The organism is Paludisphaera mucosa, from assembly GCF_029589435.1.
GTDB classification, from domain to species: Bacteria; Planctomycetota; Planctomycetia; order Isosphaerales; family Isosphaeraceae; genus Paludisphaera; species Paludisphaera mucosa.
Map to the genome: position 1 here is coordinate 1 of NZ_JARRAG010000009.1, position 15,502 is coordinate 15,502.

Sequence of the window (15,502 nt, forward strand, 5' to 3'; positions counted from 1 at the left end):
CGAATCGCTCGACCATCCGGCCGAACCATTCGCCGAACTGCGGCGAGATCGCGATCGTCACGCGCTCGGTCGCTGCCCCTTCCATGCGCCACCCCTCCCTATGAGCTGTCATCTCAGAGTGTCCTGCTACCTATATAATCGGCCTGGCTCGCCCAGCTTGATAAGCAGCCTCACCTTAAAGTTTTGAATGATTTTTGCCGGAAACGCATAATCATTGCGACGTGCAAGGTTTGTCAGATTCTCCGACGGAATCATTCATCTGGCTGGTCGGCCGCCCTTCTTCCGCGACGCCTTCGGCCCAGCTCACTGATCAGATTTCGGGCGGGGCCGAGTGGCCGTTCTTCGCCGACCATTCTTGAAGCGCCAGGCGGACGATCTGGACCTTGCTGATGTGCGTCTTCCGGTGCAGGCCCTCGAGCCAGGCGGCGTACTCGGGACTGCCCTTCATGTTGACGATAGTCTCCCGTGAAGCCTCCTTCACGGGCAGCGGCGGTCGACCCGCCCCCCTCTTCGCTTTGGCCATATCCAGATCTCCGGACGCCTCACGTCTGCCGACGGAACCCAAAGTGGTGCGTTGCTGTACACTGGCGCTTAATGGTAGCACATTGAACCCAGACGGGAAACCCCCCGAGATAATTTTTTGGAACCCACTTGCACCCTGGGTTCAACTTGGATATAGTTGGGGTGTCGAGTGCGGAACGCACCGACGAGAAATGAAGTGGGGGGCGCGGCCGCTACAACAGCCCGCCCCCCTTGGGACACACCTGATTCGCACAGGAGATCCGCCCCCATGGTACGCTCGAACAGCCCCCTCGACAACGACGACAAGCCCGCCCTCCTGACCGCCGCCGCGATCGTGGACCGCTTGGTCGGCATCCGCGACGAGCTGGCGAACGGCGTCAAGCCGGCCTTCGTGGTGCCCTCGATCTGGTCGCTGATCGGCGACATCGAGCGGACGGCCGACGCCGCGACCGAGGCCGCGATGGACGCCCTGCGCGACCGCCTCGCGGAGAGGATGCCGCCCGTCTCGGGGGGTGCTCCGGACGACGAGCTGGAGTTCGACCCCGTCCTCGCCTACGGCTGGCCCGCCTGGACGGACAACCATTTCTGGGCGCCCACGTTCGACGGTCCGACTCCCGACGAGGTCCTCGAAGCCGAGGAGCCTTTCGACGCGTCGTTCGCCGCGTGGGTCGATCGCTGCGACGCGATCGCCGACGCCGCGGGCCGCTACTCCGAGGAAGACGCCCGCATCGCGATGGGCTGCTGAGACGTCCCTCCGGCGCCGGTTTCCCGTTCCGGAATTTTTTCCGGAATGGGGCCGGTCTTCCCCCACTTCCCGACGAACCTTCACATCGAAGCGAGGAGCACGAGACATGGCCCAGGACATCCTCACCCGCGGCGTAGTCGCCGACTATCGCACCCCCACCACGGCGACCGAGCTGGCGCACGCCTTTCAAGTCTTCATGCTCGACACGTTCGGCCTCGGCCTGAGCGGAGGCCTGCGGAGGCGCGGCGGCGTGTTCGACGTCGACCTGGAGCACGGCAACGTCACCATCCTCTTCGTGCCGACGAGGGACGCGCCGGAGGCAGATCGACTCCTGGACGGCCTGCCGGCCACGCCTGAGACCGAGGCCTGACTACGCCCGACACCCCCTGCCCTCTTCGAAACGCCGAACGCCCCGCCTCCCCACGCCTGGGAGCGCGGGGCGTATTCGTCCGACCGGCGTTCCTTTGCGTCCGCCATCGGACATGCGTCCCGTCGGGGATAGCGTACGCTCTGGGTATGAGGCGTCGAAGAGCGGGGTCGCGGCCCGTCCGAGCGGAGGTGGGATCGAATCCGAAACGGGACGGGACGTGATGAGCTTGGCGTTGATGGGTCGCTTGTACGGCAAGGTCGGCATCAACCAGGAAGGGCCGACCAGTTGGATGTGCCTGCAGACGATGGACGGCCGTCGGATCGGGGCGTGCCTGACGTTCGCGATCGCGGACCAGTACGTCGGGCGTCACCCCGGCCGGACGTTCCGCGCGGTCTGCTGGCAAGGCGGGCGGGCCACCACGCGGTTCCTCGTCAGGGCGACCTCGCCGAAGGTGATCAGCTGGGTCGTGGAACGCGACGCGTGAACCCGGCCGCGCCGGGAAAGCTAGCGTGGCCGGCCGTCGTTGAAGACCACGCGTGCGACGTACCTCCCGTCGGGGCCCTTCTCGCGGCGGACGATGCGGAGCTTGAACGTCCCGTTCGCCGCGGAGAGGACGACGACGTCGCCGGCCTCGAAGGCGCGGTCCGCGACGAAGTCGGCGCGGCGATCGCCCGAATCCCAGTCGATCCTCACCTCGACCCCGAGCAGCACGACGCCGCCCGCCGTCGTCAGGCTCCCGACCAATCTCGACACCATGCGCCCCCCTGACCCGTCGACTCCCGCCCGTGCGGGGATGCAACTGCGGGGCCGAGCGCGACGTCGAGCGGGGGTTGAGCGGACGTCGACGTCCACGCTCTTGATGTCGTGTGACAGCATGGTATGATCCATGGCAGGTCCAACGGTTGTCGAACAAGTCCGTCGGATCGAGATGAGGGCGTGCGGTAGCCAATCCGTACGCCCTCGCTTCGTTCCGCGACCCGTCAGCGCGGGTCCATGGCCACCCTGGCGAAGACGCGATCCGTCCCCCGACCGGACGTCAGGACGTTGTCACCGGACGCTAGCCACTCTCGCGTGAGTCATGCCGCTCCGGACGTCGCGTCCGCGGACGCGCAGCTCGATCCTTCGACCGTCGGCCGCGTCCAGGTAGAGGGTGGTTCCCGACTGGACGTCCGCGTCCATGGTGGCCCACGACGCATTGGAACCGGAGATGGTCGCCGTGATGCGCTCGGATACGAGATGTCCGCCGTACGCGTCGATCAGCCTGCCGACCACCTCGTCGTCCACGCCGCCCCCTTCCCATGACCCGTCGACTCCCGCGAGGGTCGGATACAAGTCTCGTGCCAAAACTGGCGGGGGCGAGCGCGGGTTGATGATCCTCGTTTCTCTGATGACCACACCACGAACTGCCGATCGTTCAGGTATCCAAGTACCTGAGTACGGGGACGTCCGACGGATCGGGCGTCCGAGTACCTGGCCGTCTGGGTACGCGCGCACGGAGGCGTCATGATCGTCACGGTGGCCAGCTTCAAGGGGGGCGTCGGCAAGACCACGTCGGCCGTCCACCTCGCGGCCTACTTCGCCAAGCTCGACAAGACCGTCCTGATCGACGGCGACCCGAACCGGTCCTCGACGGCCTGGGCGGCGCGGGGGGCCCTGCCCTTCGACGTCGCCGACGAGGCGATGACGGCGAAGGTGGCGCGGGCCTACGAACACCTGGTCTTCGACACCGCCGCCCGACCCGACCCCGACGTCCTGCGGGTCCTGGCCGAGGGGTGCGACATGCTCGTCATCCCGACCACGGCGGACGGACTGTCGTTCGACGCGCTGATGCTGACGGTCGCCGCCCTCCAGAAGATCGACGCGGCCAAGTACCGGATCCTCGTGACCATGGCCCCGCCGAGGCCGGCCCGCGACGGCGACATCGCCCGCGAGGCGCTGGCCGCCCAGGGGCTGCCGGTCTTCGGGACGACGGTCCGTGCGCTGAAGGCGTTCAAGACGGCGGGCACCGAGGGCGTCGTGGTGAGCGGCGTGAAGGACCCCAGGGCGAATCTCGGGTGGTGGGATTACGTGGCCGTGTGCGACGAGCTGGTGACCCTGGTGGAGGGCGTGCGCTATGGGCAGGCAGGCTGACGCGGCTTCGGCGCTGGCGGGCATCATCAAGGCGAAGCGTGCGGAGGAGCCGCGGCCGGTCGAGCTCGAGCGGCTTCCGGCGGCCCCCCCCTCCCCTGCCCCGCTACCTCCTCTCCCCGCGTCGAAGGGGCGGGGCGGCAAGAGTAGCGATCCAAGCTACGTCCAGTGCTCGGTTTACCTGAAGAAGGCCACGAGAAAGCGGGTGAATCGGGCCCTCGACGACGAGGATCGGGGCCGCGACTTCTCCGACCTGGTGGAAACCTTGCTGGTCCAATGGCTTGCGACAGGTACGTAGACGTCCAGGTACGCAGGTACTCGGCCGGCCGGCTCCCTCGGGGTCTGGACGTCCAAGTACCTGGGTACGCAGGTACCTGGAGGGCAGGGCGGACGTTAAAGCGTCCAGCCCGCGAGGCCGATAGATGCCGACATGGCGGAGGAGCCTGGACGTCGGGCCCGCTCCGCGTCCAGCGGCTTCGACGGGAGGCGGTTTCGATGTCCGACGCCAGCGAGGCGGGAAGCGGCAAGGGGCGGAAGCGGCAAGCCCCCAAGACGGTCGGCAAGTTGGCCGCTTCGAAGGTCAAGGCGACGATCCATCTGAGCGTCGAGGCGGATCAGCGGCTGAACATCCACTGTGCGATGACGGGCCTGGACCGCTCCGAGCTGGTCGAGCAGCTCATCAACACGCACCTGCGGCGCTACGTGGTGAGCGACCGCGGGGGAGGGGACTCGGCCAGGGAAGTCGACGGGGAGGCCGCATGAAATACCTGTTGGCTTTCGTCGACGTGGACGGAGCGAGCATCGAGATCGTCGGGGACGAGCACGGCTCCGAGATCGTGAGCGACGGCATGCCGTTCGTCCCGAGCGTCGGCGACCGCGTGAGCTTCATCGCCACCGGCGACGCCTACAGGGTCGTCGCGCGGGAGTTCATCTACGGGGGCCAGGAGTGGGCGGCGATCGTGACCCTGGAGGACGCCAGGCGGGAAGATTAGCCATCGTCCCTACGTTCGGCCTTACCGTCCGCGCCGAGCCGGTTGAACAGCGCGGCGACCTGGGCCCGATCCTGTTCGTCGGCCGTCGGAACTGTAGGACATGCGTCGGTTCGTCATGCTCTAAATTAGGCAGAGGCAGGCGTTAAAGTTCGTAACACCTCGTAGAGAGCTTGGGACTTAAACGTCGAGTGGGTGCTCGTTTAAATAAGGTATATCGACAATTTTATGTAATTCATTTATTATATGTGTGACTTTCCTAAGGTGTTCGGGTATTACAGTGCGCCCTAGTTGATGCTTCTGCAAATAATCGATCTGGTACATGTAGAATGACGCAAGGCTAACCAGAGCGACCGTTCGAGCGAGCGAAGTGTCACCAGTATCCTCTGATTTCGACATCTCATGGTCTCCGTCTCTTGACTTGCGACCCCGTGTAAAAGCCTCCACTCACCCTACCTGGACCGTTGCTGAGTGCAACAGTATTTCTAGGGATATTTCTGTTGACCGGCGGTCGTATGGCAGCCCCCTGCTCTGTGCTTGCGGCTGATGACTTCGAACACCACGCTCGGCCCGCCGACGCTCGACGACCGCGACGACGCGAGCCTTGGTTTTCGTTCCACGCGCCGATGTTTCACGCCGGAACGACCGTCGCGACCGGAGCCGAGAAAGTCGCGATTCTTTAAAGATATTCTGAGTTATACATAAATTTAATTATAGGACCCAACGGCGGGCGAATCTATTTTAGATTCATGCCGCCGCCGCATCCTGCCGAAGGGCTTCGGCATGCGTTCGACTTCTTCCTGGAGACGTCATGACCGAAGCTCAAGCCGACAGGATCTTGAAGGAACTGCGGATCATCAGGGTGTGCGTCGTCATCCTGGCGGCCGTCATCGCCCTGGCGTCGATCAAGGCGACCTTCAACCTTTGACGCTCCGCCGACGCTCGACGGCCGCGACGACGCGGGACCTGGTGACGCCCAGGTGGGCGGCCGCGCGCTGAAGGGTGCGGAGGGAGTCGAAGGCGGCCAGGCATCGGGCGTCGAGTTCCGCCGCCTCGGCGCGACGCTCGGCGTGACGCTCGGCCAGGGTGCGGTTGCGACTGCCGACCGGTCGGCGGCCCCGTCGCGAAACCGCGACGCTCGGGGCCGGCTCCGGCGCGGCCGCCCGCCGCGTGTAGGGCTTCCTCGGCGGCCTGGCGATGAGCCCCTCGTAGATCCAAGAGTACTCCCGCCGGAGCCACTCTTTGGCCTCGGGAGGGATGGCGGCCAGGGTGTGCAGCACGGTCGTCTTGTCCGCGTTGAACACCACGCCGACCTCGCGAAAGCTCCACCCCTTGTCGCGCAAGGTCAACATCCCGCCCTGCCTCATCCGCTCCAAGTCGGCGTCGGTGAACTTGCGACGCCGGACGGGCGGCGCGGGGGCCTGGGCTTGCTCACCATCGACGTTGCCCTTCGCGAACGACATGGCTGCCTCTACAGTCCAAGTATGCTCAGGGCATCGTCCCGCTCGTAGTGCCGCCGGACCTCGGCGGGCATCAGTGCGAGCCGCTTGCTGATCGTGGTGGGATGCAGGTTGATCAAGAGCCCCACGCCGCGGGTGGACACTCCCTTTCGCACCAGATGGGCCGCCACCGCGTCTTGGAAGCGCCTGGCGACCTTCCTGTCGACCGTGAGCGGCCGCGCGACCTCGGCCGCCGTCCCGTCCTCGTGCTGGATCATGCGGACCTCTCCAGGGCTTGGGGCTGTGCGGAGAGCTTCGCCAGCTCGGCCGACACGTATTTCTTGAGCTTCCGCCGCTCCTTGCGGGACCGCTTCCGCTCGGCCGCCGTCTGGGGCTCGGGCTTGGGCTTGTCGACCGGCAGCGGCTCGACGCCCAGGGGCAGGGCCCGCGTGCCGTCCTTGCCCGCCGCGTGGCACATCATGCAGACGAACGTCGAGCCCGCGGGGATCGGGCCGGCGCCGGTCCCGCCGCAGTCCGGACACGCCGCGAAGAACTCGCCCTCGGCCGTCGAGAACGACCCCGCGCCCGAGCACAGTTTGCAGCGGTGCGGGCAGGGCGTCGACGGGGTGAACGGCAGGCCGGCCATGGGGAAGAGCGGCTCGAGCTCGGTCCACGGCGAGGGGTACGGCACGTCGATCAGGGCCTGGGTCGGATCGGGCGGCGGGGTCCAGTCGTCCCAAACGGCAGCCCGTCGGCGGCTCGCCATGGCGAAGCTCCTGGTTCAGGGCCTCTGGGCCGGCTGGACAGGCCGGCCGCTGGGGATGGGGACGGCCGCGGCCTTGGAGGTGTTCGCGACGATCTGCTCCAGGGCTCGCTGCTGCGCCCGCGTCGCCTCCAGGATCTGGTTCATGACGTCGCCCTGGCCGAGCGACGTATCCCCGCCGGCGCCCTGGATTCGCGCCATGGCGTCGTTGACGACGGCCGCCTTCTGCTCCGGCGTCCGGTTGCCGGTCAGCTCCTGCTGGACGGTCGAGTAGACCGAGCCGTCCGCCCCGACCGCTCCGGCCGCGCCCTGCGAGAGGTTGAGCCTGTCGAGCTCGCCCGTGAGCCGCTTGGCCAACGGCTCCATCAGGGCGTTCGGGGTCTGCCCGCTGACCATGCGGCCCAGGTCGACGCCGTGCCACGGCATCGGCTTCATGTAGTCGCCGAACTCGCCGACGGCCTCACCCTTCGCCTTCTTGATGTTGTATTCCTGCTCCAGGAGCTGGTTCATCAGGAGGTGCTTGCCGCCCTGGGCGTTCTTGGCCTGGTCGGCGCCCGCGTCGACCATCGCCTGCCGGCCGGCGGGGTCCTTCTGCCAGTCCGCGTGGATCGCGTCGATGGTCCCCGGCGCCACCTTCATGCCGATCGTGGGCATGATCTCCTTCTTCCACGTCGGGCGGTCGAAGGCCAGGATGGCCGCGCGGGTCTCCTGGTTCGTCACGCCCCGCGACATGAGAAACTGGTCGGGGTTGAACATCTCGCCGGCCTTGTCCGCGGCGGCGGCCTTCGCCTCGACGTCGGCCTTCGCCTTGTCGAGGCTCACGTCGATGTCTTCGCCGCGCTCGATGCCGATGTCCTTGGACCAGCCGGCCATGGTGAGCTGCTGCTCCTTGATGTCGTCGGGGACGTGCATGCCCCGTTCCATCATCGGGGCCGCGCTCATGCCGCTGATCGCCTGTTTGGCGAGCGTCGCGGCCTCGGCGGGGTTCGTCTTCGCGTACATCGCGATGAGGCCCTCCAGCTTCTCCGGAGAGACGACGCCGGACTTCGCATAGCCCTGGACCTTCTTGACCTCCTGGACGATGTCGCTGGGCGTGTCGAACCCGCCGATGTTCGCGAAGCGGTCGAGCCTGACCATGCCCGCTTCGATCTCGGGCGTCTCCATCCGCCGGCCGGCCAGGGCGGGGATCACGGCCGCGGCGGCGCCGTAGTCGGCCGCGTTGCCGCCCGAGTAGGCGGCCTGCTTCGCGGCCAGGACCTCGACCTCGTCCTTGGTCTTCTGGCTGATGAGCCCCTGCTGGGCCTCGACCGCGGGCATGCCGTTCTGGGCCGGCACGGCGGGCTTGTCCATGATCGCGAACGCGCCGGCGCCGAACGCCTTCCGCACGTCGGTGGCCTGGTCGATCGTCAGGCCGGCCTTGGCCCCCAGGTCGGCCGACTTCTGCAGCTCGACCTTGGTCTGCCCAGGTGTGCCGGAGAAGCCCGCCAGCTCGAGCTGCGCCTTGTGGTGCTCCGCCGTCGCCTTGGTGGCCTCGCGGATGTCCTGGGTCACCTGACGCCACTTGTCGTCCATCGCCTCGAGGATCGTGACGCCGATCTTCAGCGTGGCCATGGCGGCGGTCACGCCGGCGACGGCGGGGCCGGCCTTGCCGATCGCCCCGACCTTCGTATCCCAAAGGCCCTTCAGCTCGCCGACGACGGTCCGTTCCTTGCCGTGGGCCTCGACGACGGCCTGGACCCGCTTGCGGTTCTCCGTCCCCACGATCGCCGTCTTGGCCCGCTCGGCGACCTCGGCCTCGGTCAGGGCCCGCTTGCTCCACTGCCGTTCATCCTCGGCGCGGGCCCTGGCCGACTCCTTGGCGGCCCGCTCGACGTCCTTGATGAGCCTGGCCTGCTCCGCCGCGGCGTCCTTGGCCAGCCGCTTCCGCTCGTCCTCGACCGCCTTGGCCTGCTCGACGGTCGTCTTCTGCGAGCGGGCCAGCTCCTGGACCCGCTGGTCGTTCTCGCGCTTGATGAACGCCGTCTTGGCCTTCTCCGCGGCCTCCGCGTCGGTCAACGTCTTGGCGATCCGCGCCTTCTCGTTGGCGTGGAACTCCTGGGACGACCGCTCCGCCGCGGCCTTGTCGATCTGCAGGCGAATGATCAGGTCTTGCGACATCGTCCCGCCTCGGAGTTAGCGAATCAACCGGCCCAGCCGGTCGCCTTGTCCAGCGCCGCCGCCTCGGCCTCGTCCCTGAGCGACTGGATCCACTTGGCGGGCGGGATGGCACGCCCGAGCCCGACGAGCATGCCGGCGCACGCCAGGGCGTCGCCGTAATCGATCGGGCCCCTGATGCCGTTGATGAGCAGCGTGCACCTCAACCAACGGTCCGCGCTTTTGGGGCGTGGCCCTGCAGGACGTAGTTGACCTCGCTCCACATCTCGGGGTTCGCGAGCCCGTTCTCGGCGTTGACGCGAAACGGCAGCAGGACGGCCAGGGCGGCGTTGTCGAGGGCGTAGTTGCGGCAGAGCAGCTCGGCCGCGAGCGTCAGCCTGAGGTCGAACCGCTCTTCGTTGGCCGCGGGGGTGTCTTCCTCCGAGAGCGTCAGCCGCTCCAGCTTCCGCTGGAAGTCGTCCCCGTAAGGCGCGGCCGCCTTCACCCTGAACCCGCCTTCGGGAGCGATCTCGGGGTAGAAGGCTCGGTTCGCGATGGGGAACGTCCATTGCCGCCCGTCGCCCAAGCGGATGTCGAACCCCTGGGTGAACTCGGGCCGGCGGAGGGACTTCTCGTCGAGCGTGCTCAAGACTGGACTCCGATGGGAAAGAGGATTTCGTCCGGAGGGATGACCCGAGCGTCGGCCGGCAACGCCTCGACCGACCAGCCGTCGCCCGGCTTGCCGGGGGGCAACGCAAGGACGACCCAGGCGTTTGCCTCGAAGGCGCAACCCGCCCCCTCCGACCCTTGCCGCGTAGCCAGGTCGATCATCTCGCGCTCGATCGCCCCGAGCTGCAGGCGGAGGTCGCCGACGAACTCGACGTTCTTCCGCGTGGGCAGCCCGGCCAGGGCGTCTCGAATCGCGACGTAGGAGTTCCAGCGCTGCCGGATCAACTCGAGCATCCGCCTGGCTTCGTCCGTCATTCGACCCTCAGGGGTGTAAGTCGGGGGCGAGGGCGACCGATCCGCTGGATCCTCCCCCGCCCCCTGGACGCGTCCGGCGGAACGCGCGTCTCCGGTGTAATGACCGCGGCGCCGCCCAGGAACGGGGAGCGACGCCGCGCCCGACGCCGCCGCGCCGGGTCGGTCAAGGCTCGGGGCGATGCAGGGAGGCCTACCCGCCGATGTGGTCGAGCGTGGCCTGGAGTTCCGCGATGCGGGCGTCGGAGGCGGCCTTGCTGGCGGCCAGGGCGGCCTCCGCCCTGTCGATCGCCCGCCGCTCGGCCTCGATCGCCCGCCGCTCGGCGTCGATCTTCCCCCGCAGCGTCGCCGCGAAGTCCTCGTCCACCAGCCGCCACCCCTGGCCGAGGTGGGCGTCGACCGACAAGGGGTGGACCTCGAGGACGTCGCCGTCCTTGTGGACCTTGACGAGATCAGCCATGGAACCGGCCTCCAAAAGCGGTATGGGTTGCGCGGGGGAATCTCGGATCCGAGGCTTCCGGCTCAGTCGTCGATGAGGATCGACCACTTGGCGGCGTGAGGCTGCTCCGCCGGCGGCAGCGCCGAGAACTCGGCGCGGGTCAGGACCTGCCTGTCCAGGCCACGCGTGCGGAGCACGGATCGAGCCTCGTACGCCGTGAACGGCGGAGGATCGTCGGCGACGATCGTCGCGCCGTCCTTGATCGCCTGGAGCCTCACGGCGTCTGGCAACGCGTCGAACTGCCACGACAAGAGGGTCGGAGCCTGCCGGTAGTACGGGTTTCCGATCGCGTGCGGATCGTTCTTGGCGGCCTCGGCGGCGGCCGCGGCGTGGGCCTGGGCCGACTTGATGCGGTGCTCCGCGATCTTGCAGACCTTCGCGGTCTCGACGACGACGCGGGCGTACGTCAGCGAGGCCTCCTCGGCGGCGACCTCGGCCTCGCCCAGGGCGACGGCGTGGGCGGAAATCGCCTTGGCCTTGGCCGTGGCCCGATCGACGGGGCTGTCTCCGGCCCGACGCACGGCCTCCTTCGCGGCCTCCTCGGCGACCTTCTGCGCGGCCGCGAAGGCGGCGGACGCGGCCTCCGAGGCGACGCGGTGCGCCTCGATTGCGGCCGCGTAGCGATGGCCGTCGGCCGGATTCTTGTCCACGGCGGCAGTGGCCTTCGCGGCCTCTCGCGCGGCCTGGGCGGCCTCCAGGCGGGCGTCGCTCAAGACGCCTTCGGCCGTCGCAACCGCGTCGGCGGCTCCCCAGTGATGGGCCATCTGCGTGCTCCTCGGTTAGCGATCCGGTCGGGGTCGGCGGATGTCATCGGTCGAGCGCTTCGGACCTCTGGGCGGCGGCCGCGTCGGCCAGCAGGCCCTTCCAGTCGAACCGCTCGCGGAACCTTTCGGGGCGGTACGCGGAAAGCAAAAACATCAGCAGTTTGTCGCTGTATTCCCTGACCGTCTGCTTGGTGAAGATCGGCCGGCCGTCCTGGTCGGTGCCGGTGCGGACGTAGACCTCGCGCTCGACCCCCAGCACCGCGCGTCGGCGGGCCTCCAGCTCGAGCACGTCGGTCGCGTCGTCCAGGGCGTCCTCCCAGGCCTCGTCGAACTTCTTGTCCCGAGCCTTCTCGCGATAAGCGGTGGACTTGTGGACGCCCGCCGCCTCGGCAGCGTGTCGGACGACGGCGACCTGCCGAAGCGCCGCGACGAATTTCGCCTTCCAGCCTCGGGGGGCCTTGCTGCGTTTGATGGTCGCCATCGGGCCGGCCGCTCCGATCCGCCGCACGTCAGCGATGAAAAGGTCCGACTCGGACCCCCGTCAGGTCGCGTCGCCGCATGGGATTGGCGACGACTCGCGGCGATGAAACAGTCTATCGCATCATCAACAAGAATGCAAACCCCGATATAAACATGCGTAACGTTAGCGTGGGTTACACATGATTTCTCGGGTGCGCACGCGCGTTGGGGCGTCGCACGTGTCGCGTCGGGCGGGTGCTCGGCGGATGCCTGGGCACCAGTTTTCCACCAGTTTTACGGTGAGGAGCGGGCCCCTTTTGGGGACTGTGAAAACCCCCCGCGACTTCGGCGTCGGCGAGGATCTTCCGGCCTTTTAGGGGGTGCAGAAACTCCTGCGATCAGCCGGCCTCTCGCGAGGTGATCTGCAGGAAGTGCCGGACGGCCCGCTGGACCGAGCCTGGCTCGACGTTGTCCGCGAGCCACGTCAGGTAGTCGCGATCGACGTCGGCGATCTGGGCCAGCGTCCTGCCCTTGTGCTTCCCGAACGGCATCTGGAAATCCGCCGCCCGCCCGTCGGTCATCGGCCTGGGCGGGGTCTGGCCGCCCTTGGGGCGGTCGTCGCGGGGCGTGTCTAACTCGACGCGAAGGGACGCCCCACACTTGGGGCAGCGGCAAGGCATCGTTTGACTCCTTCCGGTTTTCGAGAACACACCCACCTGGGAGGACGCGAAACGCTCGCGTGGAACAGTGGAACAGTGTGGACCCATTTCTCGGGTTAAAACCCCTCACACGCGGGGATACCCGTTTCATAGTCAAAAAAGGGTCTACACTGTTCCAATGGTTCCACGACCCATGTCAAGTGTTGACTCAATAACGCTTTGCGAGTTGGAACAGTTGGGCCTCGAATGCGGACCAGTGGAACAGTCGAAGCCCGTTTTCAGCCCACGACCCCGTACTGGGGGTCGGATTCGGGCTCCTTCAGGCCGACTCCCAGGTACCATTTGCCGTTGCTCCGATGTTGTCCGAACCCCCGTTCCTTCATCGTCTGGCCAAACAACTTGAGGGTGACGGGGTGCTCGCCCGCCTTCTCGGCCCATTCGCGGTATGCGGCGTAGAGGGCGTTGCATCGCGTTCGGCAGTTGCCGCTCTGGACGGTCGCCTCCGCCAGAAAGGACCCGATGACGTCCTGTTCTGCCCGATATTCGGCCGTCGCCGCGCTGACCGATTCCGGTTCGTTGAGCCCGAGTTCCTGCCACGCCAGGCATCCACGGACGGCCCAGGCGAGGATGCCTGGAAACTCGGCCCTCAGCTTCTCGGCCATCGCCGTGTCGGCCTTCTCGCCGTCGACCTTCACGCTGAAAGGAACCAGCCGGAGCCGTCGCCAGATGCCGTGATCGGTCCCCCTGATCGTCGGCCGGTGATTCGTCGCCATGACGAGCGTGTGGGTCGGAGAGAACTCCCAGAAGTCTTCTCGCATCCGCCTCGCGCGGATCCGGTCGCCGCCGGTCAGCTCCTTGACCATGACCTCGTCGAGCCGCCGCCCGCTCTCGGTCTCGATCGCTACGACGAGCCGCTTGCGGAACAGGTCGGCCCTGTCCGTCGGGTGAGAGTCGTGGGCCTTGGCCATGAGCATGTTGCTCGGGGCCTTCATTGCGTAGTCGGGGCCGAACACTTCGAGGAGCGTGCCCAGGATCGTGCTCTTGCCGTTGGAGCCCTCGCCGTAGGCCACCGGCATGAGATGGTCTCGGATGATCCCCACGAGGGCGTATCCGCAGACCCGTTGCCAGTAGGCGATGAGCTTCTGATCGCCCGCGAAGAACAGGTCGAGCGTGGCGTCCCAAAGACGGCAGGTGGCGTGCGGATCGAATTCGATCGGGCAGAGCTGCGTGAGGACGTCGGCCTGGTCGTGCTTCTTCAGCGTGCCGGTCCGGAGGTCGATCGTGCCGTTCATGCAGTTGAACAGCCAGGGGTCGCGGTCCATGTCCTCGGGGAGGACGGGTATCCCCAACTCGGTCGAAGCCATCGCCAGCATCGAGTCGATCCGAGACCTGCCCTGCGTGGCGAAGGCGTGCGCGGCGTGCTTCTTCCGCTCGTCGTCGTCGCCGATCATCGCGGCCTCGGCGAGGATCTTGCGGGTCGCCTTCTTCGCCAGACGGCTGACGACCCCTGTTCGGTCGAGGGCGAATCGCTTGCCGTCCCAGACGAGCCATTTGCCCCACGGCTTGCAGTAGCGGACCATCCTGCCGTACCGCGCCGCCAGGCGCTCGCCGTTGCCCATGTCGGTGCAAGCGACCTTCGCCAGGCGGGCGTCCAGTTCTTCGACTGAAGGCTTCGCCCGAATCGGTGCAGTCGCATGACCGTTGCCGTTCCGCGCGGCGTAGCCGTTGCTGGGCTTCAGGGTGCCGACGGACGAAAGATCTCTGGGCTTGAGCTTGCCCGCCTCCAAGCCGCTCCGGATCGTGGCCGCGATCTCGTCGTCCGCCAGGCCCGTGCGCCTTGCCGCGTCGGTGAGCCAGGCGATGGCGTCTGCTTCGACGACGACACTCGCGGCGACGAGCTGGCCGATGTTGTACGCCGCGGTGTTCAGAGCGTTGTTCCGGTTCCCCTCGCCTGTAGACTCGAGGGTCTTCAGTTCGTCTTCTACTGCCTTTCGGATGTATGGCGACATCGCCCCGCCGGGGGCGGGTCGCCGTGCGGAAGGAGGCTTCGCGGCGGCCATCACCACCGATGCTCGGGCGCGAGCCTTCAGCCAAGACGTCGCCGTCGGCGGTATGTCGGCGATCGACGTCCAGCCGATCCACTCGCGAGGCTGTCCGTCGTCCTTCAGCGTCGGCGGACAGACGCTCTGGAGTTGCTTGACGACCTCTTGCCCCTCGCCGTCGATCTTGACCCCGCCGATCCGGAATTCCAGGTCGGGGAGGGACGGCAGCTGGAATGCACCTGCGCCGCCCGTCCCTTTTTTCTCGACGGCACCAGCCAGTTGAAGCTGACTTAGGAAGTCGGGCCCGACGACGAATAGGTGGTGCGATCCGCGGGTCGACTTCCAGCTCATCGTCTCGACCAGCTCGCCGCCCATCAGCTCCATGAAGCTGCCTTCGGCGCTGGGGCCGTCGCCCTCCAAGTCGATCAGCCAGAGGCCGCCTGGGGCCCTCCCAGGGCCGAGGCAGATGCCGACGCCGGAATCGCGATGGGCCTCGAACTCATTGTTGAGCTTCGCGAGACTCCAGTCGATCAGCCCCCACCCCTTACCACCGGCCGGCGCCTTGCCCTTCCCTCTTGGGAACTGCTTCTTCGAGCGGATCGGGATCGGATGCATCCCCATCGCTTTTAGGCACGCTGCGGTAGCCTTCGCCGTCTTCGGTGGGTCGCCCCTGAGCGCTCGCCTGTCCAGTGTGGACTTGTCGCGCGCGGATCCTGCGGTATACTCATTCATTACAGGGTCACACCTGTGTAACACCATGCCAACGGACCGGCATGCGGGGTGATCAGACCCCACCTGCCAGAATCACGAAGGGGCGTCGGTTGGGGATTGCCGTCCCCTGCCGACGCCCTTTCCCATGCGCTAGTCTCTCGCCGAGACGGCGACGCCCGAAGGGGTCTTCTTCCGCCGCTGGCGTCCCATCGGCAAACCGCGTCGCGGCGGCGGCTCGATGCCCTCCCGCTCGGCGAGCACGCGCAGGCCACGCTCGACAACCGCGGCTTGGGTCATCC

General features: G+C 67.2%; 21 protein-coding genes. 6 read left to right on the top strand and 15 right to left on the bottom strand.

Annotated features, from left to right (window positions below; genetic code table 11):
- Positions 1-310 precede the first annotated feature (310 nt).
- Positions 311-448 carry a hypothetical protein gene (locus PZE19_RS32510; RefSeq protein ID WP_277864832.1) on the bottom strand — a complete coding sequence of 46 codons (138 nt, stop codon included), beginning with the start codon at positions 446-448 and terminating at the stop codon, positions 311-313.
- Between the two features lie 342 nt (positions 449-790).
- On the opposite strand from PZE19_RS32510, the gene PZE19_RS32515 reads away from it, so the two are divergent.
- The 3 genes from PZE19_RS32515 to PZE19_RS32525 all read left to right on the top strand — a co-directional run bounded on the left by PZE19_RS32515 (position 791) and on the right by PZE19_RS32525 (position 2,121).
- Positions 791-1,267, top strand: a complete 477-nt coding sequence (locus tag PZE19_RS32515; RefSeq protein ID WP_277864833.1) for a hypothetical protein — start codon at positions 791-793, stop codon at positions 1,265-1,267.
- A gap of 106 nt (positions 1,268-1,373) precedes the next feature.
- Positions 1,374-1,637: a hypothetical protein gene (locus PZE19_RS32520; RefSeq protein WP_277864834.1), complete on the top strand. Its 264-nt coding sequence runs from the start codon at positions 1,374-1,376 to the stop codon at positions 1,635-1,637.
- A 220-nt stretch (positions 1,638-1,857) separates the two neighbouring features.
- Positions 1,858-2,121, top strand: a complete 264-nt coding sequence (locus tag PZE19_RS32525; RefSeq protein ID WP_277864835.1) for a hypothetical protein — start codon at positions 1,858-1,860, stop codon at positions 2,119-2,121.
- Positions 2,122-2,141: 20 nt separating this feature from the next.
- Here the strand turns inward: PZE19_RS32525 and PZE19_RS32530 are convergent, their stop codons facing one another.
- Both PZE19_RS32530 and PZE19_RS32535 read right to left on the bottom strand, forming a co-directional pair.
- Positions 2,142-2,393, bottom strand: a complete 252-nt coding sequence (locus tag PZE19_RS32530) for a hypothetical protein (protein WP_277864836.1) — start codon at positions 2,391-2,393, stop codon at positions 2,142-2,144.
- A 291-nt stretch (positions 2,394-2,684) separates the two neighbouring features.
- Positions 2,685-2,921 (bottom strand): hypothetical protein, encoded by a 237-nt coding sequence (locus PZE19_RS32535; RefSeq protein WP_277864837.1) that lies wholly within the window; start codon positions 2,919-2,921, stop codon positions 2,685-2,687.
- Positions 2,922-3,140: 219 nt separating this feature from the next.
- Here PZE19_RS32535 and PZE19_RS32540 point away from each other — a divergent pair, with 219 nt between their 5' ends.
- The 3 genes from PZE19_RS32540 to PZE19_RS32550 all read left to right on the top strand — a co-directional run bounded on the left by PZE19_RS32540 (position 3,141) and on the right by PZE19_RS32550 (position 4,756).
- Positions 3,141-3,767: a ParA family protein gene (locus PZE19_RS32540; RefSeq protein ID WP_277864838.1), complete on the top strand. Its 627-nt coding sequence runs from the start codon at positions 3,141-3,143 to the stop codon at positions 3,765-3,767.
- Positions 3,768-4,259: 492 nt separating this feature from the next.
- Complete coding sequence (locus PZE19_RS32545) at positions 4,260-4,526, top strand: ribbon-helix-helix domain-containing protein (RefSeq protein WP_277864839.1); 267 nt, start codon at positions 4,260-4,262, stop codon at positions 4,524-4,526.
- Positions 4,523-4,756: a hypothetical protein gene (locus tag PZE19_RS32550; RefSeq protein WP_277864840.1), complete on the top strand. Its 234-nt coding sequence runs from the start codon at positions 4,523-4,525 to the stop codon at positions 4,754-4,756. Before PZE19_RS32545 ends, PZE19_RS32550 begins: the two co-directional genes overlap by 4 nt.
- Positions 4,757-5,670: 914 nt before the next feature.
- Here PZE19_RS32550 and PZE19_RS32555 read toward each other — a convergent pair.
- The 12 genes from PZE19_RS32555 to PZE19_RS32610 form a co-directional block, all read right to left on the bottom strand.
- The gene (locus tag PZE19_RS32555; RefSeq protein ID WP_277864841.1) at positions 5,671-6,216 is read right to left on the bottom strand and encodes a MerR family transcriptional regulator; all 546 of its coding nucleotides are present in this window, start codon (positions 6,214-6,216) and stop codon (positions 5,671-5,673) included.
- Positions 6,217-6,224: 8 nt separating this feature from the next.
- Positions 6,225-6,470, bottom strand: a complete 246-nt coding sequence (locus PZE19_RS32560) for a hypothetical protein (protein ID WP_277864842.1) — start codon at positions 6,468-6,470, stop codon at positions 6,225-6,227.
- Entirely contained in the window at positions 6,467-6,958 is a 492-nt protein-coding gene (locus PZE19_RS32565) for a hypothetical protein (RefSeq protein WP_277864843.1), read from the bottom strand. Before PZE19_RS32565 ends, PZE19_RS32560 begins: the two co-directional genes overlap by 4 nt.
- Before the next feature lie 15 nt (positions 6,959-6,973).
- Complete coding sequence (locus PZE19_RS32570; protein WP_277864844.1) at positions 6,974-9,112, bottom strand: hypothetical protein; 2,139 nt, start codon at positions 9,110-9,112, stop codon at positions 6,974-6,976.
- A gap of 23 nt (positions 9,113-9,135) precedes the next feature.
- Positions 9,136-9,315 (bottom strand): hypothetical protein, encoded by a 180-nt coding sequence (locus tag PZE19_RS32575; protein WP_277864845.1) that lies wholly within the window; start codon positions 9,313-9,315, stop codon positions 9,136-9,138.
- Entirely contained in the window at positions 9,312-9,737 is a 426-nt protein-coding gene (locus PZE19_RS32580; RefSeq protein WP_277864846.1) for a hypothetical protein, read from the bottom strand. Before PZE19_RS32580 ends, PZE19_RS32575 begins: the two co-directional genes overlap by 4 nt.
- Positions 9,734-10,051, bottom strand: coding sequence for a hypothetical protein (locus tag PZE19_RS32585; RefSeq protein WP_277864847.1), 318 nt, complete (start codon positions 10,049-10,051; stop codon positions 9,734-9,736). Before PZE19_RS32585 ends, PZE19_RS32580 begins: the two co-directional genes overlap by 4 nt.
- Before the next feature lie 211 nt (positions 10,052-10,262).
- Positions 10,263-10,529 (bottom strand): hypothetical protein, encoded by a 267-nt coding sequence (locus tag PZE19_RS32590; RefSeq protein WP_277864848.1) that lies wholly within the window; start codon positions 10,527-10,529, stop codon positions 10,263-10,265.
- A 62-nt stretch (positions 10,530-10,591) separates the two neighbouring features.
- Complete coding sequence (locus PZE19_RS32595) at positions 10,592-11,332, bottom strand: hypothetical protein (RefSeq protein ID WP_277864849.1); 741 nt, start codon at positions 11,330-11,332, stop codon at positions 10,592-10,594.
- A gap of 43 nt (positions 11,333-11,375) precedes the next feature.
- Positions 11,376-11,813 (bottom strand): hypothetical protein, encoded by a 438-nt coding sequence (locus PZE19_RS32600; RefSeq protein ID WP_277864850.1) that lies wholly within the window; start codon positions 11,811-11,813, stop codon positions 11,376-11,378.
- A gap of 376 nt (positions 11,814-12,189) precedes the next feature.
- Complete coding sequence (locus PZE19_RS32605; protein ID WP_277864851.1) at positions 12,190-12,471, bottom strand: putative quorum-sensing-regulated virulence factor; 282 nt, start codon at positions 12,469-12,471, stop codon at positions 12,190-12,192.
- 257 nt (positions 12,472-12,728) lie between these two features.
- Complete coding sequence (locus PZE19_RS32610; RefSeq protein WP_277864852.1) at positions 12,729-15,107, bottom strand: phage/plasmid primase, P4 family; 2,379 nt, start codon at positions 15,105-15,107, stop codon at positions 12,729-12,731.
- Positions 15,108-15,502 lie beyond the last annotated feature (395 nt).